The sequence below is a fragment of the Streptomyces sp. NPDC021212 genome, assembly GCF_044332925.1.
GTDB lineage: Bacteria > Actinomycetota > Actinomycetes > Streptomycetales > Streptomycetaceae > Streptomyces.
This window is the reverse complement of the sequence record NZ_JBIRPZ010000007.1, coordinates 449,388-474,614: the sequence shown is the minus strand read 5'-3', so window position 1 is coordinate 474,614 and position 25,227 is coordinate 449,388. Positions and strand designations below refer to the sequence as shown.

Annotated in this window: 20 protein-coding genes; 15 read left to right on the top strand and 5 right to left on the bottom strand. The window is 71.7% G+C overall.

What is annotated here, in order from left to right:
- Positions 1-5 precede the first annotated feature (5 nt).
- Positions 6-731 (top strand): class III extradiol dioxygenase subunit B-like domain-containing protein, encoded by a 726-nt coding sequence (locus ACH4SI_RS21565; protein WP_398297900.1) that lies wholly within the window; start codon positions 6-8, stop codon positions 729-731.
- A gap of 60 nt (positions 732-791) precedes the next feature.
- Here the strand turns inward: ACH4SI_RS21565 and ACH4SI_RS21560 are convergent, their stop codons facing one another.
- Both ACH4SI_RS21560 and ACH4SI_RS21555 read right to left on the bottom strand, forming a co-directional pair.
- Positions 792-1,055 carry an antitoxin gene (locus ACH4SI_RS21560; RefSeq protein WP_398297898.1) on the bottom strand — a complete coding sequence of 88 codons (264 nt, stop codon included), beginning with the start codon at positions 1,053-1,055 and terminating at the stop codon, positions 792-794.
- Positions 1,056-1,080: 25 nt separating this feature from the next.
- Entirely contained in the window at positions 1,081-1,317 is a 237-nt protein-coding gene (locus tag ACH4SI_RS21555; RefSeq protein WP_398297896.1) for a gliding motility protein, read from the bottom strand.
- Between the two features lie 189 nt (positions 1,318-1,506).
- On the opposite strand from ACH4SI_RS21555, the gene miaA reads away from it, so the two are divergent.
- The 6 genes from miaA (at position 1,507) to hflX (ending at position 9,757) form a co-directional block, all read left to right on the top strand.
- A complete protein-coding gene (gene miaA / locus ACH4SI_RS21550; RefSeq protein ID WP_398297894.1) occupies positions 1,507-2,445 on the top strand; it encodes a tRNA (adenosine(37)-N6)-dimethylallyltransferase MiaA in 939 nt (312 codons plus the stop codon).
- A 108-nt stretch (positions 2,446-2,553) separates the two neighbouring features.
- Complete coding sequence (locus tag ACH4SI_RS21545; RefSeq protein ID WP_398297892.1) at positions 2,554-3,054, top strand: hypothetical protein; 501 nt, start codon at positions 2,554-2,556, stop codon at positions 3,052-3,054.
- Positions 3,055-3,128: 74 nt separating this feature from the next.
- On the top strand, positions 3,129-4,064 hold the full coding sequence (gene dapF, locus ACH4SI_RS21540) for a diaminopimelate epimerase (protein ID WP_398297890.1): 936 nt from the start codon (positions 3,129-3,131) through the stop codon (positions 4,062-4,064).
- 136 nt (positions 4,065-4,200) lie between these two features.
- Positions 4,201-6,405, top strand: coding sequence for a RelA/SpoT family protein (locus ACH4SI_RS21535; RefSeq protein ID WP_398297888.1), 2,205 nt, complete (start codon positions 4,201-4,203; stop codon positions 6,403-6,405).
- A 126-nt stretch (positions 6,406-6,531) separates the two neighbouring features.
- Positions 6,532-8,136 carry a M1 family metallopeptidase gene (locus ACH4SI_RS21530; protein ID WP_398297886.1) on the top strand — a complete coding sequence of 535 codons (1,605 nt, stop codon included), beginning with the start codon at positions 6,532-6,534 and terminating at the stop codon, positions 8,134-8,136.
- 118 nt (positions 8,137-8,254) lie between these two features.
- Positions 8,255-9,757, top strand: coding sequence for a GTPase HflX (gene hflX, locus ACH4SI_RS21525; protein ID WP_398297884.1), 1,503 nt, complete (start codon positions 8,255-8,257; stop codon positions 9,755-9,757).
- Positions 9,758-9,840: 83 nt separating this feature from the next.
- Here hflX and ACH4SI_RS21520 read toward each other — a convergent pair whose 3' ends face one another.
- Positions 9,841-11,019 (bottom strand): trypsin-like serine peptidase, encoded by a 1,179-nt coding sequence (locus ACH4SI_RS21520; protein ID WP_398297882.1) that lies wholly within the window; start codon positions 11,017-11,019, stop codon positions 9,841-9,843.
- A gap of 259 nt (positions 11,020-11,278) precedes the next feature.
- On the opposite strand from ACH4SI_RS21520, the gene ACH4SI_RS21515 reads away from it, so the two are divergent.
- The 4 genes from ACH4SI_RS21515 (at position 11,279) to ACH4SI_RS21500 (ending at position 17,997) form a co-directional block, all read left to right on the top strand.
- A complete protein-coding gene (locus ACH4SI_RS21515; protein ID WP_398298010.1) occupies positions 11,279-12,805 on the top strand; it encodes a diaminobutyrate--2-oxoglutarate transaminase family protein in 1,527 nt (508 codons plus the stop codon).
- A 163-nt stretch (positions 12,806-12,968) separates the two neighbouring features.
- On the top strand, positions 12,969-15,074 hold the full coding sequence (locus ACH4SI_RS21510; protein ID WP_398297880.1) for an IucA/IucC family protein: 2,106 nt from the start codon (positions 12,969-12,971) through the stop codon (positions 15,072-15,074).
- Between the two features lie 68 nt (positions 15,075-15,142).
- Positions 15,143-15,829 (top strand): GNAT family N-acetyltransferase, encoded by a 687-nt coding sequence (locus ACH4SI_RS21505; protein WP_398297878.1) that lies wholly within the window; start codon positions 15,143-15,145, stop codon positions 15,827-15,829.
- A gap of 167 nt (positions 15,830-15,996) precedes the next feature.
- Complete coding sequence (locus ACH4SI_RS21500) at positions 15,997-17,997, top strand: ATP-dependent DNA helicase (protein ID WP_398297876.1); 2,001 nt, start codon at positions 15,997-15,999, stop codon at positions 17,995-17,997.
- A 93-nt stretch (positions 17,998-18,090) separates the two neighbouring features.
- On the opposite strand, the gene lexA is transcribed toward ACH4SI_RS21500, so the two are convergent.
- Positions 18,091-18,894 carry a transcriptional repressor LexA gene (gene lexA, locus ACH4SI_RS21495; protein ID WP_398297874.1) on the bottom strand — a complete coding sequence of 268 codons (804 nt, stop codon included), beginning with the start codon at positions 18,892-18,894 and terminating at the stop codon, positions 18,091-18,093.
- A gap of 476 nt (positions 18,895-19,370) precedes the next feature.
- On the opposite strand from lexA, the gene nrdR reads away from it, so the two are divergent.
- The 3 genes from nrdR to ACH4SI_RS21480 all read left to right on the top strand — a co-directional run bounded on the left by nrdR (position 19,371) and on the right by ACH4SI_RS21480 (position 23,963).
- A complete protein-coding gene (nrdR, locus tag ACH4SI_RS21490) occupies positions 19,371-19,892 on the top strand; it encodes a transcriptional regulator NrdR (protein WP_398297872.1) in 522 nt (173 codons plus the stop codon).
- A gap of 115 nt (positions 19,893-20,007) precedes the next feature.
- A complete protein-coding gene (locus tag ACH4SI_RS21485) occupies positions 20,008-22,872 on the top strand; it encodes a vitamin B12-dependent ribonucleotide reductase (RefSeq protein WP_398297870.1) in 2,865 nt (954 codons plus the stop codon).
- Between the two features lie 485 nt (positions 22,873-23,357).
- Entirely contained in the window at positions 23,358-23,963 is a 606-nt protein-coding gene (locus ACH4SI_RS21480) for a YdbC family protein (RefSeq protein WP_398297868.1), read from the top strand.
- Between the two features lie 46 nt (positions 23,964-24,009).
- Here ACH4SI_RS21480 and ACH4SI_RS21475 read toward each other — a convergent pair whose 3' ends face one another.
- Complete coding sequence (locus ACH4SI_RS21475; RefSeq protein ID WP_398297866.1) at positions 24,010-24,408, bottom strand: TetR/AcrR family transcriptional regulator; 399 nt, start codon at positions 24,406-24,408, stop codon at positions 24,010-24,012.
- A 154-nt stretch (positions 24,409-24,562) separates the two neighbouring features.
- On the opposite strand from ACH4SI_RS21475, the gene ACH4SI_RS21470 reads away from it, so the two are divergent.
- A complete protein-coding gene (locus ACH4SI_RS21470) occupies positions 24,563-25,222 on the top strand; it encodes a histidine phosphatase family protein (protein WP_398297864.1) in 660 nt (219 codons plus the stop codon).
- The last annotated feature ends 5 nt before the right edge of the window (positions 25,223-25,227 follow it).

Genomic DNA, 25,227 nt, shown 5'->3' with positions numbered 1-25,227 from the left:
CGATCATGCTGATCGCCGCCGCCGTCTGTCCGTGTCCGCCGCTGCTCGTGCCCGAGGTGGCCGCCGGGGCGGCCCCCGAGCTGGACGCGCTGCGCGCGGCGTGCCTGGACGCGGTCGCGGCGCTCGTGGCGGCCCGGCCGGGGCGGCTGATCGTGGTCGGTCCGGCGGAGCCCTCCGGGCTCGGGACCCATCCGCAGGGCGCGACCGGGTCGTTCCGAAGCTTCGGCGTGGACGTGGAGGTACGGCTCGGGGGTGCGGCGCCGACGGCGGGTGCCGAAGACGGCGGGCGGCCGTTGCCGTCGTCGCTGGCGGTCGGCGCCTGGCTGCTGGAGCGGGCGGAGTGGGACGTTTCGCCCGTCGAGGGGCTGGGGGTGGGGGAACCTCTCGCGGCCGAGCGGTGTATCGAAGTCGGAAGGAAGCTCGCGGCGTCGGCGGAGCGGGTCGCGCTGCTGGTGATGGGCGACGGCAGCGCGTGCCGGACGCTGAAGGCGCCGGGCTATCTCGACGAGCGCGCCGCGGCGTTCGACGCCGAGGTGGCGAGGGCGCTGGCGTCGGCCGACACCGGCGCCCTCGCGTCGCTCGACGAGGAGTTGGCCCACGAGCTGAAGGCGGCGGGCCGCGCCCCGCTGCAGGTGCTCGCGGGCGCCGGCGAAGGGGCGGGGCTGAAGGGGGAGTTGCGGTATGACGAGGCGCCGTACGGCGTGGGGTATTTCGCGGCCCGCTGGGCGTAGTGCGGGCACAGGCCGCCGCGGCCGCGAGTCATCCGCTTCGCGGCCGCGTACCAGCGGGGGTCAGGCGCTCTCGCCGCCCTGGTCCTTGCGTTCTTCGCTCCCGCTTCGGTCCTCGCTCCTGTGGGAGAGGCGGCTGAAGGCGTTCTTCGCCTTGCCCGTGCCAGTCTCGATCTTTGCGCTGTACTTGCCCTTGGTCTTGGTGTCGACCGTCTTGGCCGCCTTGTCGAGACCGCGCTCGACCCTGGCCTCGTGCTGCTGTGCGAAGTTGCCGGCCCGGTCCTTCATGGCACCGGCCTTGGCCTTGAGATTGTCCAGCAGGCCCATGGGCCACCTTCCCTTGTCGGATCCCTTATGTGCGGGCGCCCTCACCGGCCTCGCTGTCGGCCGTATCGGCCGCGGACTGCTGCTTCGGGATCGCCGCCCCCTCGCCCGGCGCGGCCTCCTCCTCGCTCCGATCCGGCTCCGCCTCGGCGGAGGCCCCGGGGGCCGGTGCCGCCGTCACGGCGTCGGCCGCGGAGTGCTCGGATGGTGCCTCTTCGGATGAACGGCTCGTCTCCTTCGACGCACGACGAAACCTGGAAAACACGCCCATATCTACTCCATAGCCTACTCGTGTGGGCGAAATCCCGTGCCGCTCGGAGCGTCTCATTGCGCCGCTCGCGGGGGCCGGTTTCCCGAACCGGTCCTCGGAACCTCGCAACAGGCAACGACCACGGCCGTCTCCCGTCACGTCGCTCGTTCGAGGAGGCCCCCCGGGGTTTGCGAGACTGGGCGGGTGAATACAGCAGGCCATCCGCCGCGAGTCGTCGCCGTTGTCGGCCCCACCGCGGCCGGTAAGTCCGATCTGGGCGTCGCACTCGCCCGGCACCTCGACGGCGAGGTCGTCAACGCCGACTCCATGCAGCTCTACCGGGGCATGGACATCGGCACCGCCAAACTGACGGAGGAGGAGCGGCAGGGCGTGCCGCACCGTCTGCTCGGCATCTGGGACGTCACCCAGACGGCCAGCGTCGCCGAATACCAGCGACTGGCCCGCGCCGAGATGGACCGGCTGCTCGCCGAGGGCCGTACGCCGGTCCTGGTCGGCGGCTCCGGCCTGTACATCCGCGGGGCCATCGACGCCCTCGACTTCCCGGGCACCGACCCCGCCGTGCGGGCGAGGCTCGAGGCCGAGCTGGAGGAGCTGGGCCCGGGGGCCCTGCACGCCCGGCTGGCGGCCGCCGACCCCGAGGCGGGCCGGGCGATCCTGCCCAGCAACGGGCGGCGCGTGGTGCGGGCGCTGGAGGTCATCGAGATCACCGGCCGCCCCTTCACCGCCAACCTCCCCGGTCACGAGGCCGTCTACGACACCCTCCAGATCGGCGTGGACGTCGAGCGGCCCGAGCTGGACGAGCGGATCACCGTGCGCGTGGACCGGATGTGGGAGGCCGGGCTGGTGGACGAGGTCAGCCGGCTCGAAGCGGCCGGGCTGCGGGAGGGGCGTACCGCCTCCCGGGCCCTCGGCTACCAGCAGGTGCTCGCCGCCCTCGCCGGGGAGTGCACGGAGGACGAGGCCCGGGCCGAGACCGTGCGCGCCACCAAGCGGTTCGCGCGCCGCCAGGACTCCTGGTTCCGCCGCGATCCGAGGGTCCACTGGCTCAGCGGAGCGGCCGCGGATCGGGAAGAACTCCTGGGACACGCGCTCTCGTTGGTTGAACGGGCGGTCACAGCCTGATCACGTGATGGCATCGGGACGCTCCGTGCGTCATTGAGGCCCCCGCGAGCATGCCATCATCAAGCACCGATCGTGCCGTGGTGTCTGGAGTTGGGAGGGCGTGTGGCGATGGAGGCCGGCCCTCGCAACGCAGCGCAGCAAGCAGCACGGGACTCGCCGCACGGCGATCCCGGGTCGCTGACCCCGGACGGCCCCGACGAGATCCCCGCGCTCCCCGGGCTGGGGGACCCGGCTCTCGACGAGACGGGGGAGCCCGGTGAGCCGGGCTCCGGGGAGTCGTTCCGCGAGCTGCGTCCGCCGCGCCGACTGCGGATCTGGCAGATCGCGCCGATTGTCGGCCTCGCCATCCTCGGCTCGCTGATGTTCGCCTTCCCGCTCGCCTTCGAGTTCGGCGACGGAGGCGCGGTCGTGGCCATGCTGGGCCTGCTGCTCAGCTGCTGCGCGGCGGGCTGGGGCCTGATGGCCGCCCGCCGGGTGGGCTACACCTGGCCCGGCCTGCCGCCCCGGGGCTCCGGCCGCCGCCCGGACTGGCGCTTCGTGGTGCTCTACGTGGTGATCGTGGTGCTGCTCGCGACCCTCACCTTCTGGCGCGTGGCCCGCCTGCGCTAGCCGCCTGCCAGGGCTTCCCCGGGCCCGACCGGCACGGAAGCGACGGCCCGCGCGGCGCCCCGTAGGATCGAGGGATGAGCAACGCGCCCCGGCTGCGGTTCCTGAAGGGCCACGGCACCGAGAACGACTTCGTCATCGTCCCCGACCTGGACGGTCATCTGGAGCTGTCCGCGGCCGCCGTCGCCCGGATCTGCGACCGCCGCGCCGGTGTCGGCGGCGACGGGCTGATCCGCGTCGTACGGTCGTCGGCGCACCCCGAGGCGCGGGCCATGGCGGCCGAGGCCGAGTGGTTCATGGACTACCGCAACAGCGACGGCAGCATCGCCGAGATGTGCGGAAACGGCGTCCGCGTGTTCGCCCGGTACCTCCAGCGGGCGGGGCTGGCCGAGGAGGGCGATCTGACGATCGCGACCCGTGCCGGACTGCGGCACGTCCACATCGCCAAGGCCGCCGGTGGCGCCGGGGAGTCCGGCGCCCCGGACGCGGGCGCGGACGGCGGCGCGATCACCGTCGGCATGGGCAAGGCCGTGCTGCCCGAGCCCGGCGCCGACGGCGGTATCACCGTCGCGGTCGGCGACCGGACCTGGTCCGCCCGCAACGTCAGCATGGGCAACCCGCACGCGGTCGCCTTCGTCGACGACCTCGGCCAAGCCGGGGACCTGTTCACGGCTCCCGCCGTCCACCCCGCCTCCGCCTACCCGGACGGCGTCAACGTCGAGTTCGTCGTCGACCGCGGCTCGCGGCACATCGCGATGCGTGTGCACGAGCGCGGCTCCGGCGAGACCCGTTCCTGCGGCACCGGCGCCTGCGCCGTCATGGTGGCCGCCGCGCGCCGTGACGGGGCCGACCCGGGGGTCACCGGCCGGCCCGTCACGTACACGGTGGACGTACCCGGTGGGCGACTTGTGATCAGCGAGCGGCCTGACGGTACGGTGGAGATGACGGGCCCTGCCGTGATCGTTGCCGAGGGGGAGCTGGATCCCGCATGGCTGGACGCGGCCCTCGACTGACTCGTCCCTCTCATGGGTGATCCGTTTCACTCTGGGCGAGAGCCGGTCGGCCGTGCGTGGTGGGCTCGATAGCATCAAGCACCGGCCCCGGGGGAGTGCCCACGCCGGTTGACGCTCGACGCCGCCGGAGGTGCCCATGAGCGCAGAGGCCCCAGATCAAGCCGCTCTCGGCCGCAGGCGCGGCCTCCCCCGCATCGACCTGCGCAATATCCGCAGATTCGGCCGGGCCGCGCTGCTGGGACCGGCGTCCCGGGACCGGCTGCCGGACGCGATCGAACACGTCGCGAAGGTGCACCGCGCCTACCACCCCGGCGCCGATCTGGATGTGCTGCGCCAGGCGTATGTGCTCGCCGAGTCCTCCCACCGCGGCCAGATGCGCAAGAGCGGTGAGCCGTACATCACTCATCCGCTGGCCGTCACGCTCATCCTCGCCGAACTGGGCGCCGAGACCACCACGTTGACGGCGTCCCTGCTCCACGACACGGTCGAGGACACCGAGGTGACGCTCGACCAGGTGGGGGAGCAGTTCGGCGAGGAGGTGCGCTATCTCGTCGACGGCGTCACCAAGTTGGAGAAGGTCGACTACGGGGCGGCGGCCGAGCCCGAGACGTTCCGCAAGATGCTCGTCGCCACCGGCAACGACGTCCGGGTGATGTCGATCAAGCTCGCCGACCGGCTGCACAACATGCGCACCCTCGGCGTGATGCGCCCCGAGAAACAGGCCCGCATCGCCAAGGTCACCCGCGATGTGCTGATCCCGCTGGCCGAACGCCTCGGCGTGCAGGCGCTCAAGACCGAGCTGGAGGACCTGGTCTTCGCGATCCTCCACCCCGAGGAGTACGCCCGCACCCGGGAGCTGCTCCAGGCCCACGCGGACCGCCCCGATCCGCTCGCCCGCGCCGCCGCGGACGTACGGACCGTGCTGCAGGAGGCGGGCATCACCGCCGAAGTCCTGGTCCGCCCACGGCATTTCGTCTCCGTCCACCGCGCCGGGATCAAGCGGGGCGAGCTGACCGGATCCGACCTCGGGCGGCTTCTGGTCCTCGTCGCCGACGACGCGGACTGTTACGCGGTCCTCGGCGAGCTGCACACCTGTTTCACCCCGGTGATCTCGGAGTTCAAGGACTTCATCGCCGTCCCCAAGTTCAACTTGTACCAGTCGCTGCACACGGCCGTGGCCGGGCGCACCGGCGAGGTCGCCGAAGTCCTCATCCGCACGCACCAGATGCACCGGGTCGCCGAAGCCGGGGTGATCGCCCTCGGCAATCCGTACGCCCCGACCGAGGCCGCCGCCGCGCCCGAGGGCGAGCGGGCCGACCCGACCCGGCCCGGCTGGCTGTCCCGGCTGCTCGAATGGCAGAGCGCCACCCCCGACCCCGACATCTTCTGGACCGCGCTGCGCGACGACCTCGCGCAGGACCGGGAGATCACGGTCTTCCGGTCCGACGGCGGCACCCTGGGCCTGCCCGCCGGCGCGAGCTGCGTGGACGCCGCGTACGCGCAGTACGGCGAGGACGCCCACTCCTGTATCGGGGCCAGGGTCAACGGGCGGATCGCGACGCTCAGCACCGTGCTGTGCGACGGCGACACGCTCCAGCTGCTGATGACGGGTGACGCGGCCTCGTCCGGGCCGTCGCCGGAGTGGCTCGACCACGCCCGTACCCCGGCCGCGCGCATCGCCATCAACCGCTGGCTGGCCGCCCATCCGGCGGACCCGGCGCACGAGCCGTCGCAGGGCGAGGCGCCCGGCGGCGAGCACCTGCACGCCCCCGTGGAGCCGGAGGAGGCCGAGTCGGGAGAGGCCGAGCCGGAGGACATCGGGGACGCGGCCCCCGCCGTGCTCCCGGTGGCCTCCGCGGGCCGCCCGGAGGCGGGCATCGTCGTCGACCTGCCCGGTGCGATCGTACGGCTGGCCCGGTGCTGCACCCCCGTGCCGCCGGACGCGATCACCGGCTTCGCGGTGCGCGGCGGCGCCGTCACCGTCCACCGGGAGCGGTGCCCCGCCGTGGCGCGCATGACCGCGGCCGGGCGGGACCGGGTCGGGGTGCGCTGGTCGGAGCAGGACGACGGGGACGGGGGCGACTACCGGGTCACCCTCTTCGCGGAGGCGTTCAGCAGGCCGCATCTGCTCGCGGACCTCACCGAGGCCATCGCCGCGGAGGGCGCCGAGGTGGTCGCCGCCGCCGTCGAACCGCCGCGTGAGCAGCGGGTCCGCCATACGTACACGCTCCAGCTGTCCGACGCGGGCCGGCTGCCGACGCTGATGCGGGCCATGCGCGACGTACCCGGCGTCTACGACGTGACCCGGGAGGGCCGCCGGGTGGCGACCGCCCGTTCCTGAACTCCTTCGGGTGGATCGGGCCCGGGTGGGACTGCGTCCCCGCCCGGGCGCTGATAGCCGTAAGGCATGACGCATTCTCCGGGCCCCCGCCCCGGTCCTCTCCCGCGGACCTCCGGTCTTCCACGGATGGCCGGTCCCCTTCCGCGGATGGGGCGCCGCAGGACCGCCCTCGTGGCCGTCGCCCTGGCCGCCGTTCTCGCCTCGGTCGGCCCGTCCTCCGCCGCCGGGCCGGTGAGCGGCACGGGCCCGCGGCCGCTCGGCCTCGGCGACCCGCTCTACCCGCGGCTCGGCAATCCGGGCTACGACGTCACGGCGTACGACATCGCCCTGGACTACCGCCGCGCGGACCGGCCGCTGGACGCCGTCACCACTATCGACGCCCGCGCCACCGCCGGATTACGCACCCTCAACCTGGACTTCACTGAGGGCACCGTGCGCTCCGTACGGGTCGACGGCGCGCCCGCCGCGTTCGCCACCGCGGGCGAGGACCTGGTCATCACCCCGCGCACCAGGATCGGGCGGGGCGCGGATTTCCGCGTCACGGTCCGCCACACCAGCGATCCGGGGGACGGCGCGAGCGGCGGCTGGGTCCGTACCCGGGACGGGCTGGCCATGGCCAACCAGGCCGACGCCGCCCACCGGGTCTTCCCGTGCAACGATCATCCGTCCGACAAGGCGCTCTTCACCTTCCGGGTCACCGCGCCGAAGAACCTGACGGTCGTCGCCGGCGGCCTCCCGGCCGGGCGCGTCCGCGACGGGGCGCGCACCACCTGGGCGTATCGCCTCGCCCATCCCATGGCCACCGAGCTGGCGCAGGTCTCCATCGGCCGTTCCGCCGTGCTCCACCGCACCGGCCCGCACGGGCTGCCGGTGCGCGACGTGGTGCCCGTCGCGGACCGCAAGAAGCTCGCGAAGTGGCTCGCGCGCACCCCGGGGCAGCTGACCTGGATGGAGAAGAAGGCCGGGCCGTACCCCTTCGAGGACTACGGCGTGCTGATCTCCCACGCCACCACGGGCTTCGAGCTGGAGACCCAGACGCTCTCGCTCTTCGAACGCGGCCTGTTCACCGATGACGGGTATCCGCGGTGGTACGTCGAGTCGATCATGCTGCACGAACTGGCGCACCAGTGGTTCGGCGACAGCGTCAGCCCGCGCCGCTGGGCCGATCTGTGGCTCAACGAGGGCCACGCCACCTGGTACGAGGCGCTGTACGCGGAGCAGTACGGCAAGGCGAGCCTGGAGCGGCGGATGCGGCTGGCCTATGAGCAGTCCGACGCCTGGCGCGCCGCCGGAGGGCCGCCCGCCGCGCCCAGGCCCGCCGAACCCGGCAAGCAGATCGGGCTCTTCCGGCCGATCGTCTACGACGGCAGCGCTCTGGTCCTGTACGCGCTGCGGCAGCGGATCGGCCGGGCGGACTTCGAGCGGCTGGAGCGGCAGTGGGTGGTCCGCCACCGGGACGGCGTGGCCTCGACCGCCGACTTCGTCCGGCTCGCCTCGGAGGTGGCGGGCCGGGATCTGAACGGCTTCCTGCACCCCTGGCTGTACGCGAAGAAGACGCCGAAGATGCCCGGGCACCCGAACTGGAGGTCCACCCCGAAGCCGGGAGCGAAGCCGGGATCCAAACCCGGTGCGAAGCCGGGCTCGAAACCGGGTGCGAAGCAGGGCGCCGGGCCCGCGGCCCGCGCCACCCCGCACGGCCCGGCGGCGCGCCACACCGCGAAACCCGGGTGACTGCCCCGCTGCCGCGTGCGACCATCGAGGGGTCGGCGTCGCGGCCGAGCGGTGGGGAATCCCACGGGCCCGTCGTGCGTTGTCGACAGTGACGATATCCCTCGACGTAAGGATTCCTTTGACCCACTCCTCTTCCCTTCCGCAGGACCGGCAGCGCCTCGCCGAGAGCCTTCGGGCCGACGCCCTGATGGAAGAGGACGTCGCCTGGAGTCACGAGATCGACGGGGAGCGTGACGGCGACCAGTACGACCGCTCCGACCGCGCCGCACTACGGCGTGTGGCGGGACTCTCCACCGAGCTGGAGGACGTCACCGAGGTCGAGTACCGGCAGCTGCGCCTGGAGCGCGTGGTGCTGGTCGGCGTCTGGACGTCCGGCACCGTGCATGACGCGGAGAACTCCCTCGCCGAACTGGCCGCGCTCGCGGAGACCGCGGGCGCTCTGGTGCTCGACGGCGTCATCCAGCGCCGCAACAAGCCCGACCCGGCGACGTACATCGGCTCCGGCAAGGCCGAGGAACTGCGCGATGTCGTGATCGAGTCCGGTGCCGACACCGTCGTCTGCGACGGTGAGCTGAGCCCCGGCCAGCTGATCCATCTCGAGGACGTCGTCAAGGTCAAGGTGGTCGACCGCACCGCCCTGATCCTCGACATCTTCGCCCAGCACGCCAAGTCCCGCGAGGGCAAGGCGCAGGTCTCGCTCGCCCAGATGCAGTACATGCTGCCGCGGCTGCGCGGCTGGGGTCAGTCGCTGTCCCGGCAGATGGGTGGCGGTGGCTCCGGCTCGTCGGGCGGCGGTATGGCCACCCGTGGTCCCGGTGAGACCAAGATCGAGACGGACCGGCGCCGCATTCGCGAGAAGATGGCGAAGATGCGCCGCGAGATCGCCGAGATGAAGACCGGCCGTGATATCAAGCGGCAGGAGCGCAGGCGCCACAAGGTGCCCTCCGTCGCGATCGCCGGATACACCAACGCGGGCAAGTCCTCGCTGCTCAACCGGCTCACCGGCGCGGGCGTCCTGGTGGAGAACGCGCTGTTCGCCACCCTGGACCCGACCGTGCGCCGGGCCGAGACGCCCAGCGGGCGGCTCTACACGCTGGCGGACACCGTCGGCTTCGTCCGCCATCTGCCGCACCACCTGGTCGAGGCGTTCCGCTCCACCATGGAGGAGGTCGGCGACGCCGATCTGATCCTCCATGTGGTGGACGGCTCGCATCCGGCGCCGGAGGAGCAGCTGGCCGCGGTGCGCGAGGTGATCCGTGACGTGGGCGCGGTCGGCGTGCCCGAGATCGTGATCATCAACAAGGCGGACAAGGCCGACCCGCTCGTGCTGCAGCGGCTGCTGCGCATGGAGCGGCGCGCGATGGCCGTCTCGGCCCGCTCCGGGCAGGGCATCGACGAACTGCTCGCGGTGATCGATGACGAGCTGCCCCGGCCGCAGGTCGAGATCGAGGCCCTGGTGCCGTACACCGAGGGCAAGCTGGTCTCGCGTACGCACGCCGACGGTGAGGTGATCTCCGAGGAGCACACCCCCGAGGGCACCCTGCTCAAGGCACGGGTGCACGAGGAGCTGGCAGCCGAGCTGCGGCGGTTCGTACCGGCCGCGGCGGGCGCACGGCAATAGGACCGACGGCACCGTTCACGGCGAAGGCCCGCCCCCGTTCCGGGGGCGGGCCTTCGCCGCTGTGCCGATCTGCTCGCGGGTGACTACTGGCCCGCGAACTTCTTGCTGACCGCGTTGTAGACGCCCTTGGCCTCGGGGCCGAGGTGCGGGCCCGCCAGCCAGGTGGCGTTGGACGGGCCTATCGAGGTGTTGGACACCAGCGCGGGCTTGCCGTCCGCACCGTTCGCGACCCAGCCGCCGCCGGACGAACCGGCGGTCATCGTGCAGCCGATGCGGTACATGGTCGGCTGCTTGGCATCCAGCGACAGCCTGCCCGGCTGGTCGGCGCACTGGTTCATCTTCTGGCCGTCGAACGGTGGGGCGGCCGGGTAGCCGGTGGCCGTGATCTCGTCGATGGACTTCACGGCCGGGGCGTTGAAGTCGACCGGCAGTGCGCCGCCGACCGTCTCCTCCAGCGACTTGCCGCCGCTGACCTCCGGCTTCACATGCATGACCGCGAAGTCGTACGGGGCGCCCTTGCCGCCGGTGGCCGCGCCGCTGTCGATCCACTGGGACGAGGTCTGCGCCCAGTCGGCCCACCAGACACCCTTGGGGGCCAGCTCTTCCTTCGTGGCGTTCTCCAGCGCGGCCGCCGACTTGCCGGAGTCGTTGTACGAGGGCACGAACATCAGGTTCTTGTACCAGCCGCCGCCCTTGCCCGCGTGGACGCAGTGGCCCGCCGTCCAGACCATGTTGGACTTGCCGGGGTGGGCGGGGTCCTCGACCACGGTCGCGGAGCAGACCATCGATCCCTCGGGGCCGTCGAAGAAGACCTTGCCCGCGTAGGGAACGCGGGAGCTGTACGGGCTGTCGACCTCCTGCGCCTTCACCGGCTGCGGATCGGGGTCGGTCACACCCTGGTCGTCAGCGATATCGCTGTCGTCGACCTGCTCCTCCGGCTCCTGCGCATCCCGCATCCGGTCCGGCTTCCACAGCCCCTTGATGATCGGGTTGATGAAGTCGCCCGCCTCGCGGAGCCAGTCGTCCCGGTCCCACTTGTTCCAGGCGCCGTTCTTCCACTCGTCCAGATCGACGCCGAGATTCTTCAGCTTGTCGTTGAGGTTGTCGGGCAGCTTGATGTCGTCCGCGCCCTGCTGCGCCGACGAGGCGGACGCCTTGGCGGCATCGGCCGAGTCGTCCGACGATCCGCACGCGGTGGCGCTGAGCGCCAGCACGGCGGCGACGGCCGCCGTCGCGAGCGCGGGTCGGCGTTTGAAAGGCATGGGCGGAACTCCCCCTGATGTTCTGAACGGCTTCACGGCCTGTCCGGAATTGTCATGCTCCCCCCGACAGCGGGGTGATCCCCCACTATGCCGGTGTCGCCTACGACGGCTGCAGGCGGGTCCTTGGTTCCCGGCGGCAACGATCTTCGGCCAGCCCGTGATCCCGGGCCTGACCCGTCGTTGGTACGTACGGGGGACTGCCGGAGGGTGTTCAGCAGCGAGAGGACCGTGAGCCGTGGCCATGACCCAGCTCCCGCCGATGACGCCGGACCCTTCGCCGCCCGTCGTGCCGTACGGCGAAGGGTCCGGCGAGGACGCTCCGGGCATCCTGCGACGCCAGTCGCTGCGGGAGTCGGCCGCCCGCACCTACGCCCGGGCGCTGCCCATCGTCCCGGTGCGCGCCCGCGGGCTGACGATCGAGGGAGCCGACGGCCGCCGCTACCTCGACTGCCTCTCCGGGGCCGGGTCACTGGCGCTCGGGCACCACCATCCGGTGGTGCTGGAAGCGATCCGCGCCGTCCTGGACTCGGGAGCGCCGCTCCAGGTCCTGGACCTGGCCACCCCGGTCAAGGACGCCTTCACGGACGAGCTGTTCGCCACGCTGCCGCCCGAACTCGCCGCACACGCGCGGGTGCAGTTCTGCGGTCCCGCGGGCACGGACGCCGTCGAAGCCGCGCTCAAGCTGGTACGGACCGCCACGGGGCGAGACGGTCTGCTGGCCTTCTCCGGGGCCTACCACGGGATGACGGCCGGGGCGCTGGCCGCCTCCGGCGGCGCCCCCACGCCGAGCGTGACCCGGCTGCCCTTCCCCTACGACTACCGCTGCCCGTTCGGGGTGGGCGGCGAGCGCGGGGCGGAACTCGCGGCGCGCTGGACCGAGCGGCTGCTGGACGATCCGAAGGGCGGGGCGGGCGCACCGGCCGGGATGATCCTCGAACCGGTACAGGGCGAGGGCGGGGTGATCCCCGCACCCGACGGCTGGCTGCGCCGGATGCGGGAGATCACCGCGGCCCGCGGTATCCCGCTCATCGCGGACGAGGTGCAGACCGGCGTGGGGCGCACCGGATCCTTCTGGGCGGTCGGGCACAGCGGCGTGGTGCCCGATGTGATGGTGCTGTCGAAAGCCATCGGCGGCAGCCTGCCGCTGGCCGTGGTGGTCTACCGGGAGGAGCTGGACTCCTGGCGGCCGGGCGCCCACGCGGGCACCTTCCGGGGCAACCAGCTGGCGATGGCGGCGGGCGCGGCCACCCTCGCCTACGTCCGCGAGAACGACCTCGCGCAGCGGGCCGCGGTCGTGGGCGAGCGGATGCTGACGCGGCTGCGCGCCCTCGCCGCGCGGTGGCCCCACATCGGGGACGTCCGCGGCCGCGGCCTCATGATCGGCCTCGAGCTGGTCGACCCGGCGGAACCGGAACCCGGCCCCGGGCGCGCTGAGGCCACGGCCGACACCGCCGCGACGACCGGTGCCCTCGCCGGTGCGGACGGCCGCGCTGCCGTCCGTACGGACACCGGTGCCGCCGCCCGTCCCGCTGCTCGGTCCGCCGCCCCGATGCTGGCGGCCGCCGTACAGCGGGAGTGCCTGCACCGCGGTCTGATCGTCGAACTCGGCGGCCGCCACTCCGCCGTGATCCGCCTCCTTCCGCCGCTGACCATCACCGACGAGCAGGCCGAAGCCGTTCTGGATCGGCTCGCCGATGCCCTGGAGGCCGCGATCCGCGCTCTCGGTGATCGCGCCGCCCAGGAACTCCCGCCGCCCGCCCCGCCCTTCACCGGAGGCCGCCGGTGACGCGCCCCGCGGCCGTGAGAAGACCGCACCACCACCGCACCACCGAAGGAGGCAGGCGCCAGGCTCCCGGCGTGAAGGCCGTGACACGAGCGCCGCACCCACCATGCCGCACTCCCCTGGGCGAGCCCCCCTCCGTCCCCAGCCGGACCCGGAGGACGGTGCCATGAGCGACCGGACGGTACGCGCCCCCGCCGCCGGACACCCCCGAGCCGAGGGTGAGGCACCGCCCACCGCGCCCTCCACGCCCTCCGTGCCCTCAGCGCCCCCAGGGGCCGTGGTGGAGCCGACGACGGGACTCCCACCCGCGACCGTGCCGACGGAACCACAGCCACGGACGCCGCACCCGGCGGTCGTATTGCCCCAGCCCGCGGCACCCGCACCGTCGGCAGCCTCTGCCGCGCCGCCCCTCGTCGTGACGGCTCCGGAGCCGCGTCAGGACCACAGTGGTCATGACGTACCCGAGGACCCCGCTCCCTCCGCCGGGTACGACCCGCTCGACCATCCCGATCCCCAGCTCGCCGCCGACGCCGCGGGGGTCGAGAACCTGCTGCGCTGCTGGGTACGGGAGACCGCCGCAGGGCCCCCGGACGGTGACATCCTGCGCATCCCCCTCGCTGCGAGCGGCACCTCGCTCCAGGTGCCCGTGCCCTACTGGTCGGCCACCGGCTGGCACCGCTTCGGCCCACCGGTGCTGGAACACGGGCCCTGGGACGCCCCCGCCGTCGGCGCGGTGGCCCTCGCCGCGCTGCTCACCCGGGAGGCGGCGTACGCAGCCCGGCAGGACGAAACCGACGCGGAGGCATCCGAACTCATCGGCCGGGTTGCCGACTCCGTCCGACGCACGGCCCAATTCCTCGCCCACCGCCGGGCCGTGCCCGCCGACCCCGGCGCCGGTACCCCCTTTCTCAGCGCGGAACAGTCCCTCCTCCTCGGCCACCCCCTTCATCCCACGCCGAAGAGCCGCGAAGGTCTCTCCGACGCCGCGACACCTGTCTGCTCACCCGAATCGCGCGGCTCCTTCCCCCTGCACTGGCTGGCCGTTGACCGGTCCGTGCTCGCCTGCGAGTCGGCGTGGACCGAACGCGGCAGAACAGTGCCGGCCGAGAGGCTCGCCCTCTCTCTCGCGGGCAGCGGTCTGCAACTGCCCCCCGGAACCGTGCCCTTGCCGCTGCATCCCTGGCAGGCCCATGAGATCCGGCACCGCCCGGCCGCCGCCGAGCTGTTCGACGCGGGCCTGCTGCACGACCTCGGCCCGGCCGGCGGACACTGGCACCCCACCTCCTCGGTCCGCACCGTCTACCGGCCCGGCGCGCCCGCGATGCTCAAACTCTCCCTCGGACTGCGGATCACCAACTCCCGCCGTGAGAACCTCCGCAAGGAGCTTCGCCGTGGCGTCGAGGTGCACCGGCTGCTGCGCAGCGGGCTGGCCGAGCAGTGGCGGGCTGCCTTCCCCGGGTTCCCCGGCTTCGACATCGTCCGTGACCCGGCCTGGCTCGCTGTGGACGGGCCGGACGGCGACCCCCTGACCGGGCTCGACGTCGTCATCCGGCACAACCCGTTCGGCCCGGGCGACGACGCCGTCTGCGTCGCCGGGCTCCTCTCGCTCCGGCCCTGGCCGGGGCGGCCCGCCATGCGCTCACGCCTGTCCCACCTCGTCGCCCGGCTCGCCGCCCGCACCGGCCGCTCCTCGGCGGCCGTCAGCGCCGAGTGGTTCCTGCGCTATCTGCACGCGGTCGTACGCCCCGTGCTCTGGCTGGACGGAGAGGCGGGCATCGCCCTGGAAGCACACCAGCAGAACACCCTGGTGCTGCTGGACCCGGACGGCTGGCCGGTCGGGGGCCGCTACCGGGACAACCAGGGCTACTACTTCCGTGAGTCCCGGTATGACGATCTCCAGCGGCGACTGCCCGGCATCGGCGGGCGCAGCGACACCTTCGTGTCCGACGAGGTCACCGATGAGCGCTTCGCCTATTACCTCGGCGTCAACAACGTCCTCGGCGTGATCGGAGCGTTCGGGTCGCAGCGGCTCGCCGACGAGCGCGTGCTGCTGGCCGCGTTCCGCCGATTCCTCACCGACGCCGCGTCCGGCCCCGGCAAGCTCCGCTCGCGGTTGCCCGCCCACCTCCTCGAGACACCCAACCTGCGCTGCAAGGCCAATCTGCTCACCCGCCTGCGCGGCCTGGACGAACTCGTGGGGCCGGTCGACACCCAGTCCGTTTACGTCACCATCGCCAACCCCCTTGTCACTTCCGCCGCTTCCACGGCATGACGTCCGTACCCCACCGCCGATCACGCCCCTCACGGCGCGTCTGAGATCCATGAGAGGAGAGCGTCGCCGTGCCGCACTCCGACTCCAGCACCGACGACACCATCGACATGCGGATGCGCCAGGAAGAAGACACCGCGCGAATGCCCGAGAGCCAGCTGACCGGCCCGGAGTGCGACAGCCGACCCGATCTGCTGGACCGCATTTGCGAATGGGGACCCACCAGCACCCCGGCGGGGGCCTTCCAGCTGGTCCCGGTCCGCATCGGGCGCGATCTGCGCCTCATCGCCCGATGGATGAACGACCCCGCCGTGGCCGCCTTCTGGGAACTCGACGGCTCGGACGACATCACGGCGAGCCACCTGGGCGGCCAACTCGACGGCGACGGCCGGAGCGTGCCCTGCCTGGGAGTGCTGGACGGCGTCCCGATGAGCTACTGGGAGGTGTACCGCGCCGATCTCGACCCGCTCGCCCGGCACTACCCGGCCCGCCCGCACGACACCGGCATCCACCTGCTCATCGGCCGCGTCAGCGACCGCGGCCAGGGCCTCGGCACGATCCTGCTCCGCGCCGCCGCCGATCTCGTGCTCGAACGCCGCCCGTCCTGCGCGCGCGTGGTGGCCGAACCCGACCTGCGCAACACCCCCTCCGTCGCCGCCTTCCTCGGCGCCGGTTTCCGCTTCTCCGCCGAGGTGGACCTCCCCGGGAAGCGCGCGGCACTGATGCTGCGCGACCGCGCCCTGCGCCACCTGCTGTGAGCCATCGTGACCCCCTGTGCTCCGCGGCGGCCTCCGAATGCCGCCCTTTCCTCTGATACACCGCTCGGCCCGCCCAGGTTCCGCCGACGCCACGCGCTCACTCCACGGAGGGTGATGCGACCGCCGACGAGAGTGATGTCGGTGCCGCCGCGTAGGCTGGCAGCCCTATGACTGACACGTCCTCGCCTCCCCTCGCAGACCTGCTGCACGCCGCCGTCACCGCCGTCGGCGGCACCGAACGACCTGGCCAGACAGCCATGGCCGAAGCCGTGGCGGAGGCGATCGACGACAGCTCCCATCTGCTGGTCCAGGCCGGCACCGGCACCGGAAAGTCGCTCGGCTATCTGGTGCCCGCCCTCGCCCACGGCGAGCGTGTCGTCGTCGCCACGGCGACCCTCGCCCTGCAGCGCCAGCTGGTCGAGCGCGATCTGCCGCGTACCGTCGACTCCCTGCATCCGCTGCTGCGCCGCCGCCCCGAATTCGCCATGCTCAAAGGGCGGTCCAACTACCTGTGCCTGCACCGCCTCCACGAAGGTGTGCCGCAGGAGGACGCCGACGAGGCCGGACTGTTCGACCCCTTCGAGGCGGCGGCGCCCACCAGCAAGCTGGGCAAGGACCTGATGCGGCTGCGCGACTGGTCCGACGAGACCGAGACGGGCGACCGCGACGACCTGACGCCCGGCGTCTCCGACCGTGCCTGGTCCCAGGTATCGGTCACCTCCCGGGAATGCCTCGGCGCGTCCAAGTGCGCCTATGGCGCGGAGTGCTTCGCCGAGGCCGCCCGCGAGCGCGCCAAGCTCGCCGAGGTCGTCGTCACCAACCACGCGCTGCTCGCCATCGACGCCATCGAGGGCGCCCCGGTGCTGCCCAGCCACGAGGTGCTGATCGTCGACGAGGCGCATGAACTGGTCTCCCGCGTCACCGGCGTCGCCAGCGGCGAGCTCACCCCCGGCCAGGTCAACCGGGCGGTGCGGCGCGCCGCCAAGCTGGTCAACGAGAAGGCGGCCGACGCACTCCAGACCGCCTCGGAGACCTTCGAGCGGATCATGGAGCTGGCGCTGCCCGGCCGCCTCGAGACCATTCCCGAGGACCTGAGCTATGCCCTGATGGCCTTGCGCGACGCGGCCCGTACGGTGATCTCCGCGCTCGGCGCCACCCGTGATGCCTCGGTTCAGGACGAGGACGCCGTCCGCAAGCAGGCTCTGGGCGCGGTGGAGAACATCCACCAGGTGGCGGAGCGGATCGTGGAGGGCTCCGAATTCGACGTGGTCTGGTACGAGCGGCACGACCGTTTCGGTGCTTCGCTGCGCGTCGCCCCGCTGTCCGTGTCCGGCCTGCTGCGCGAGAAGCTGTTCGATGACCGCTCGGTGATCCTCACCTCCGCCACTCTCAAGATCGGCGGGGACTTCAACGGCGTGGCGGCGTCGCTCGGCCTCAAGCCCGAGAGCCCCCAGGACCCCGAGGGCGGCGAGGAGTCCGCTCCGCGCTGGCAGGCCCTCGACGTCGGCTCGCCCTTCGACTACGCGAAGCAGGGGATCCTCTACGTCGCCAAGCATCTCGCGCAGCCCGGCCGCGAGGGCAGCCGCAGCGACATGCTGGATGAGCTGGCCGAGCTGGTGGAGGCCGCGGGCGGGCGCACGCTCGGGCTGTTCTCGTCCATGCGTGCCGCCCAGGCCGCCGCGGAGGAGCTGCGCGGACGGCTCGACATGCCCATCCTCCTCCAAGGCGAGGAGACCCTCGGCGAGCTGATCCGGGCGTTCGCCGCCGATGCCAGGACCTGCCTGTTCGGCACGCTGTCGCTGTGGCAGGGCGTGGACGTGCCGGGCCCGAGCTGTCAGTTGGTGGTCATGGACCGGGTGCCCTTCCCGCGCCCCGACGACCCGCTGATGAGCGCTCGCCAGAAGGCGGTGGAGGAGGCCGGTGGCAATGGCTTCATGGCGGTCGCGGCCACGCACGCCGCCCTTCTGATGGCGCAGGGCGCGGGCCGCCTCGTCCGAGCCTCCGGGGACCGCGGCGTCGTCGCCGTTCTGGACCCGCGGGTCGAGCGGGCCCGCTACGGCTCGTTCCTGCGCAAGACCATGCCGGACTTCTGGTACACGACCGACCGCAACCAGGTGCGTCGTTCCCTGGCCGCGATCGACGCGGCGGCCAAGGCCGACGAGGCGTAGCGCGCGGGCATACAGCAGGGCCCCGGAACCGGCGCAGTGGTCCCGGGGCCCGGTCGTTGGGTGCGCGCTGGGGGCGCACCTCGGACCGTCGGCTCAGACGCGCCGCAGCACCGCGACGACCTTGCCCAGAATGGTCGCCTCATCACCGGGGATCGGCTGGTACGCGGCGTTGTGCGGGAGGAGCCAGACATGGCCGTCCTCGCGCTTGAAGCGCTTCACCGTCGCCTCCCCGTCGAGCATGGCGGCGACGATGTCCCCGTTCTCGGCGACGGGCTGGCGGCGCACCGTGACCCAGTCCCCGTCGCAGATGGCGGCCTCGATCATGGAGTCGCCCACCACCTTCAGGACGAAGAGCTCACCGTCGCCGACCAGCTGGCGGGGGAGGGGGAAGACGTCCTCGACCGACTCCTCGGCAAGGATCGGCCCGCCGGCCGCGATCCGGCCGACCAGCGGGACGTAGGAGGCGGCGGGCTTGCCGGTGGTGTCCGTCGGCTGCGTGCTGGGCTGGTCCGAGCCACGGACCTCGTACGCCCGGGGCCGGTGAGGGTCACGCCGCAGGAAGCCCTTGCGCTCCAGCGCCATCAGCTGATGGGCGACGGACGAGGTGCTGGAGAGGCCCACCGCCTGGCCGATCTCCCGCATGGACGGGGGGTAGCCGCGCCGCTGCACAGAGTCGCGGATGACCTCGATGACGCGACGCTGCCGGTCGGTCAGCCCTGAGCTGTCCGCCCGGATTCCTGGCGGTCGCCCGGGTAGTGATCGGGTCGTCTTCTGCCCCTCCGGGTTCGTGCTCGCGTCGTTGATCGCGTGAGTCTGATTCATCGCGTGCGGCTGTTCGAGTCGGCTCTGGGAGCGCTCCTGGGCGGTAACAGCGGCGCTCTCTGCGGTGGTGGTCACGACGGCCCCTCTCGAGATGTTCTCCCTAGTTGGACAACGGTAGTTGCTTTCGAAAGGTTGCGCCAAACACACGTTCGAGTGAAATATCCCGGATGAGCTGACGTGATCACAGGACTGGGTGTATAGGGCGGTTCCGGCGCGGATTGATGGGGGGCTTCGGCCGTGCCCGGCGGCGGGCTTCAGTCGTATCCGGCGGCGCGGCTCAGTCTTGCACCCCGGTCCCCGTGGATCCGGGACCAGTGGGGTTCGCGTAGTCTCGTGCCTGCTCCCGAGCCGTGACACGCCATCCGGGACGATTGAGTGCCAGACACCAGATCTAGTGGTTTGATGGATGTCAGCCACCCACAGCTTGTGGTCCCTGGTGATTCGTTGCCGAGATCTTCGCCTATGCTTGTGGTCGCTTCGACGGGCCTGCGCGGCCGGTCGGGGCTTATCAGTCATGCGCCGTTCTTGAGGGTGAGGGAGGGTACGGAATCATGCACTGCCCCTTCTGCAGGCACCCCGACAGCCGTGTCGTCGACAGCCGGACCACGGATGACGGCTGCTCGATCCGCAGGCGCCGCCAGTGCCCCGACTGTTCGCGCCGCTTCACGACCGTGGAGACCGCGTCGCTGATGGTGATCAAGCGGAGCGGGGTCACCGAGCCCTTCAGCCGCGACAAGGTCATCTCCGGCGTCCGCAAGGCATGCCAGGGCCGTCCCGTCACCGAGGACGCCCTCGCCAAGCTCGGCCAGCGCGTGGAGGAGGCCGTACGGGCCACCGGCAGCGCCGAGCTGTCCACCCATGACGTGGGGCTCGCCATACTCGGTCCGCTCCAGGAGCTGGACCTCGTCGCCTACCTCCGCTTCGCCTCCGTCTACCGCGCCTTCGACTCGCTCGAGGATTTCGAGGCCGCGGTCGCGGAGCTGCGTGACCAGCAACGGCCTCCCGCGCGCGACCGCGGGCCCGGCGCCGATGGGGCCGCGGAGGCCCCCGCGCCCGTCACCGCCGTCGACTGACCGGCGGCCGAAGACCTGCCCGGGGCGCATCGCGCTTCCGGGTGAAAGACAAGAGACACCGTGCCTGGGAAGAAATGGGCACATCAGGGCGTTTTCGCCCGTACAGGGAGGCGGAATGACAGAGACGGCGAGCGGCCCCGCACGAGGCTCCCGCTCCAAGGGAAGCAGGAACAAGGGTCTGCGTATCGAGCGCGTCCACACCACCCCCGGCGTGCACCCGTACGACGAGGTGGCCTGGGAGCGTCGTGACGTCGTCATGACCAATTGGCGTGACGGGTCGGTCAACTTCGAGCAGCGCGGCGTGGAATTCCCCGACTTCTGGTCGGTGAACGCGGTCAACATCGTCACGAGCAAGTACTTCCGCGGCGCGGTCGGCTCCCCGACCCGCGAGGCCAGCCTGAAGCAGCTCATCGACCGGGTGGTGGGCACCTACCGCAAGTCCGGCGAGGCCAACGGCTACTTCGCCTCCCCCGCGGACGCCGAGATCTTCGATCACGAGCTGACGTATGCGTTGCTGCACCAGGTCTTCAGCTTCAACTCGCCCGTGTGGTTCAACGTCGGAACCAAGCAGCCGCAGCAGGTCAGTGCCTGCTTCATCCTCTCCGTGGACGACTCCATGGAGTCGATCCTGGACTGGTACAAGGAGGAGGGGATGATCTTCAAGGGCGGCTCCGGTGCCGGCCTGAACCTCTCCCGCATCCGCTCCTCCAAGGAACTGCTCTCCTCCGGCGGCAACGCCTCCGGGCCCGTCTCCTTCATGCGCGGCGCCGACGCCTCCGCCGGAACGATCAAGTCCGGCGGTGCGACCCGCCGGGCCGCCAAGATGGTCGTGCTCGACGTCGACCACCCGGACGTCGAGGCGTTCATCGAGACCAAGGTCAAGGAGGAGGAGAAGGTCCGCGCCCTGCGCGACGCGGGCTTCGACATGGACCTGGGCGGCGACGACATCACGTCCGTCCAGTACCAGAACGCCAACAACTCGGTCCGCGTGAACGACGCGTTCATGAAGGCCGTGGAGTCCGGCTCGCAGTTCGGCCTGCGCAGCCGTATGACCGGTGAGCCCATCGAGGAGGTCGACGCCAAGTCCCTCTTCCGCAAGATGGCCGAGGCGGCCTGGGCCTGCGCCGACCCGGGCATCCAGTACGACGACACGATCAACCACTGGCACACCTCGCCGGAGTCGGGCCGGATCACCGCCTCCAACCCGTGCAGCGAGTACATGCACCTGGACAATTCCTCGTGCAACCTCGCCTCGCTCAACCTCATGAAGTTCCTGGAGGACGACGACGCCGGCAACCAGCGCTTCGACGCCGAGCGCTTCGCCAAGGTCGTCGAGCTGGTCATCACCGCGATGGACATCTCCATCTGCTTCGCGGACTTCCCGACCCAGAAGATCGGCGAGACGACCCGCGCCTTCCGCCAGCTGGGCATCGGCTACGCCAACCTCGGCGCCCTGCTGATGGCCACCGGCCACGCCTACGACAGCGACGGCGGCCGGGCCCTGGCGGGCGCCATCACCTCCCTGATGACCGGTACCTCGTACAAGCGCTCCGCCGAGCTGGCGGCCGTCGTCGGCCCGTACGACGGCTACGCCCGCAACGCGGACGCCCACAACCGCGTCATGAAGCAGCACTCGGACGCCAACGCCATCGCCAAGCGCGTGGACGACCTGGACTCCCCGGTCTGGGCGGCGGCCACCGAGGCATGGCAGGACGTGCTGCGCCTCGGCGAGAAGAGCGGTTTCCGCAACGCCCAGGCGTCGGTGCTCGCCCCCACCGGCACCATCGGCCTGATGATGGACTGCGACACCACGGGCGTCGAGCCGGACCTGGCCCTGGTGAAGTTCAAGAAGCTGGTCGGCGGCGGCTCGATGCAGATCGTGAACAACACGGTCCCCAAGGCGCTCAAGCGGCTCGGCTACCAGCCGGAGCAGGTCGAGGCGATCGTCGCCCACATCGCCGAGCACGGCAATGTGATCGACGCGCCGGGGCTGAAGCCCGAGCACTACGAGGTTTTCGACTGCGCCATGGGCGAGCGCTCCATCTCGCCGATGGGCCACGTGCGGATGATGGCCGCTGCCCAGCCGTTCCTGTCCGGCGCGATCTCCAAGACGGTCAACATGTCGGAGTCGGCCACCGTCGAGGAAATCGAGGAGATCTACTTCGAGGGCTGGAAGCTGGGCCTCAAGGCGCTGGCGATCTACCGCGACAACTGCAAGGTCGGTCAGCCGCTCTCCGCCAAGAAGAAGGAGGAGAAGGCGGCGGAGCAGGCCGAGCCGGAGGTCGAGAAGGTCGTCGAGTACCGTCCGGTCCGCAAGCGCCTGCCCAAGGGCCGTCCGGGCATCACCACGTCCTTCACGGTCGGCGGCGCCGAGGGCTACATGACGGCGAACTCCTACCCGGACGACGGGCTCGGTGAGGTCTTCCTGAAGATGTCCAAGCAGGGCTCGACCCTCGCGGGCATGATGGACGCCTTCTCCATCGCCGTCTCGGTCGGCCTCCAGTACGGGGTGCCCCTGGAGACGTACGTCTCGAAGTTCACCAACATGCGCTTCGAGCCGGCCGGCATGACGGACGACCCGGACGTGCGGATGGCCCAGTCGATCGTCGACTACATCTTCCGCCGGCTGGCGCTGGACTTCCTGCCGTTCGAGACCCGGTCGGCGCTCGGCATCCACTCCGCCGAGGAGCGCCAGCGTCACCTGGAGACCGGTTCGTACGAGGCGTCCGAGGACGACGTCGACGTCGAGGGCCTGGCCCAGTCGGCGCCGCGCCGGCTGGAGGCCCCGAAGGCCACCACGGCCGTGTCCCAGTCCGAGACGTCCGCCCCGAAGGAGGCCCACAGCTCGACCGAGCTGGTCGAGATCCAGCTGGGCCTGAACGCCGACGCACCGCTGTGCTTCTCCTGCGGCACCAAGATGCGCCGCGCGGGCAGCTGCTACCTGTGCGAGGGCTGCGGCTCGACGAGCGGCTGCAGCTGATCGTCCGCCCTGGCGGGTGACCTTCGATGCGGGGCGTGGCCTTCGGGCCGCGCCCCGCTTGCGTGGGTGTGGACAGGCAGAAGTCGGGGGACTGTAGCGGTTCGGGTATCTCCTGTCACTCGACTTCTCACACGCACCATGAAATTCGGCAACGCCCCGACTGGAGCCCGATGTGCAACGGCTGTTGTCCGGGCTCAGCGGCGTCCTGTACGGAAGCGCCTGGTACGCGCCCCTTCCCGGAGGGCAGCAGCTGCAGGCGGGCGTGCACACCGGGTCCGGGCATGCGGCTTACGGGCCCGGCGCCGGAATGCCGGGTGCCGGTGCGGGGCTTCCGGGGCCGGGCCCGGGGCGCAGGCGGCGCTGACGCCGGCCCATGGGGGAGGCCGGATGCGGTCTCCGTCGCGGCACCCTCGGTCCACCCCGCGGCGCTGGGTGGACGGTTTGCTGCGTGATGCGTGCCACCGCCGTGGCCGTAGGATGGCGCGGTGCTGGTCAAGTGGATTCGCTGCACCGTGGTGGACCGCCCGGGGTTCGAGCGCGGGCAGCGGAAGTGGGCGGGGATGCCCGGCGAGCCGGGATTCCGGGGGCAGGGCGGCGGCTGGAGCCGGGGGCGGCCGAACGTGGCGCACATCTTCGCGTTCTGGGAGAGCCGGGCGTTCTACGACTCCTTCATGGCGCGGTCGCACAATCGGTTGGCGGCCGCGCAGTCGGGCACGTACCGGAACATGCAGGTCCGGCTCTTCGAGCATCGCTTCGATGTGAAGGTCGGCTTCCAGCCCCGCTTCCATGACGCGGACGTGCTGCGGGTCGCGCACTGCCGGGTGCACGCGGACCGGGTGGACCACTTCACGCTGGTGCAGGAGAAGGTGTGGAATCCGGCGATGGCCGGGTCGCCCGGGATGCTGCGCGGGGTCTTCGGTGAGGCGCCGGGGAACGAGTTCCTCGTGCTGTCGATGTGGGACTCGGCCGCCGAGCACGGGAAGTACCGGGTGGAGCGGGTGGAGCGGCTGGGGCTGCGCGCACAGACGGAGGCGGACGTGGCCGCGATAGCCGGCGACGTGGTGGGCGTCGAGTCCGCCTGGACGGTCTGAGAACGCGACCGCGCCCGGCCGCCGCCCTCGGTCCCGCGTCCGATCGTCACCCGGCCGGGAGGTACGCCCCGGCCCGGACGCCGGCGGCGACCGCTGAACCGCTTGGCATGGAAGTCACGAAGCGCCTCCGCCGCGCGAGGGGACCGGAAGGCGGCGGCGAGGCCAGGGCCCGCAGATCGCCGTCGAGGATGCCGGTGTCGGGGGCCGTCCAGGAGTCCTCCCCGGCGAGCCGGAGCGCGTCGGCCACCAGCCCCTCGACGCTGCCCCAGCGCCGGTAGACCGTCGTTTTGTGGACGCCGGAGCGCTCGGCGACGTATTCGACCGTCCGGCCCGGGTAACCGTGCTCGGCGAGGCCGGTGAGCACCGCGTCGCGGACCGCGGCGCGGGTACGCGCGGTGCGCCCGCCGGGACGGACGGTGCCCGGGGTGTGAGCTGCGCCCTCCACGGACAATTGCGACTCGGGTTGCCTTAGCCGGTTTCCCTGTGTCACTTCAAGGTTAATGCAACTGTGGTTGTGTTTGCAGGTTCGATCGGCGGTCGTCCGGTGGCGGTGGAGGGGAGCGAGGCGGTTGCCGCACGCCCGATCTAGGGTGGGCGGCATGGCACGACCCCGGCGCATCATCCTCATACGGCACGGAGAATCGGAGGGGAACGCCGATGACTCCGTGTACGAACGCGTGCCCGACCACGCCCTGAAGCTGACCGAGACCGGGCGGCGGCAGGCGCAGGAGGCGGGCGTCCGGCTGCGTGCCACCTTCGCCGAGGAGCGCGTATCGGTCTATGTGTCGCCGTACCGGCGCACCCACCAGACCCTCGAGCTGCTCGGTCTGGATCCGTCCCGTACCCGGGTCCGGGAGGAGCCGCGGCTGCGCGAGCAGGACTGGGGAAACTGGCAGGACCGCGAGGACGTGCGGAAGCAGAAGGCGTACCGCGACGCCTACGGGCACTTCTTCTACCGCTTCGCGCAGGGCGAGTCCGGGGCCGATGTCTACGACCGGGTGGACGCGTTCCTGGAGAGCCTGTGGCGCAGCTTCGAGGACCCGGCGCATCCACCGAACGTCCTGCTGGTCACCCACGGGCTGACCATGAGGCTCTTCTGCATGCGCTGGCTGCACTGGAGCGTCGCCGAATTCGAGTCCCTGTCCAACCCGGACAACGCCGAGACGAGGATGCTGCTGCTGGGCTCCGACGGCCGTTACCACCTCGACCGCCCCTTCGAGCGTTGGTGCACCCCCGAGCCCTACGGACTCACCGGTTAGAGTGC

Coding starts and splice junctions, on each gene's coding strand:
- ACH4SI_RS21470 (WP_398297864.1), top strand. CDS start 24,563: ATGGCACGACCCCGGCGCATCATCCTCATACGGCACGGAGAATCGGAG.
- ACH4SI_RS21535 (WP_398297888.1), top strand. CDS start 4,201: ATGAGCGCAGAGGCCCCAGATCAAGCCGCTCTCGGCCGCAGGCGCGGC.
- ACH4SI_RS21510 (WP_398297880.1), top strand. CDS start 12,969: ATGAGCGACCGGACGGTACGCGCCCCCGCCGCCGGACACCCCCGAGCC.
- ACH4SI_RS21560 (WP_398297898.1), bottom strand. CDS start 1,055: ATGGGCCTGCTGGACAATCTCAAGGCCAAGGCCGGTGCCATGAAGGAC.
- ACH4SI_RS21515 (WP_398298010.1), top strand. CDS start 11,279: ATGACGCCGGACCCTTCGCCGCCCGTCGTGCCGTACGGCGAAGGGTCC.
- ACH4SI_RS21545 (WP_398297892.1), top strand. CDS start 2,554: ATGGAGGCCGGCCCTCGCAACGCAGCGCAGCAAGCAGCACGGGACTCG.
- ACH4SI_RS21485 (WP_398297870.1), top strand. CDS start 20,008: ATGACAGAGACGGCGAGCGGCCCCGCACGAGGCTCCCGCTCCAAGGGA.
- ACH4SI_RS21500 (WP_398297876.1), top strand. CDS start 15,997: ATGACTGACACGTCCTCGCCTCCCCTCGCAGACCTGCTGCACGCCGCC.
- dapF (WP_398297890.1), top strand. CDS start 3,129: ATGAGCAACGCGCCCCGGCTGCGGTTCCTGAAGGGCCACGGCACCGAG.
- ACH4SI_RS21565 (WP_398297900.1), top strand. CDS start 6: ATGCTGATCGCCGCCGCCGTCTGTCCGTGTCCGCCGCTGCTCGTGCCC.
- nrdR (WP_398297872.1), top strand. CDS start 19,371: ATGCACTGCCCCTTCTGCAGGCACCCCGACAGCCGTGTCGTCGACAGC.
- ACH4SI_RS21530 (WP_398297886.1), top strand. CDS start 6,532: ATGGCCGGTCCCCTTCCGCGGATGGGGCGCCGCAGGACCGCCCTCGTG.
- ACH4SI_RS21520 (WP_398297882.1), bottom strand. CDS start 11,019: ATGCCTTTCAAACGCCGACCCGCGCTCGCGACGGCGGCCGTCGCCGCC.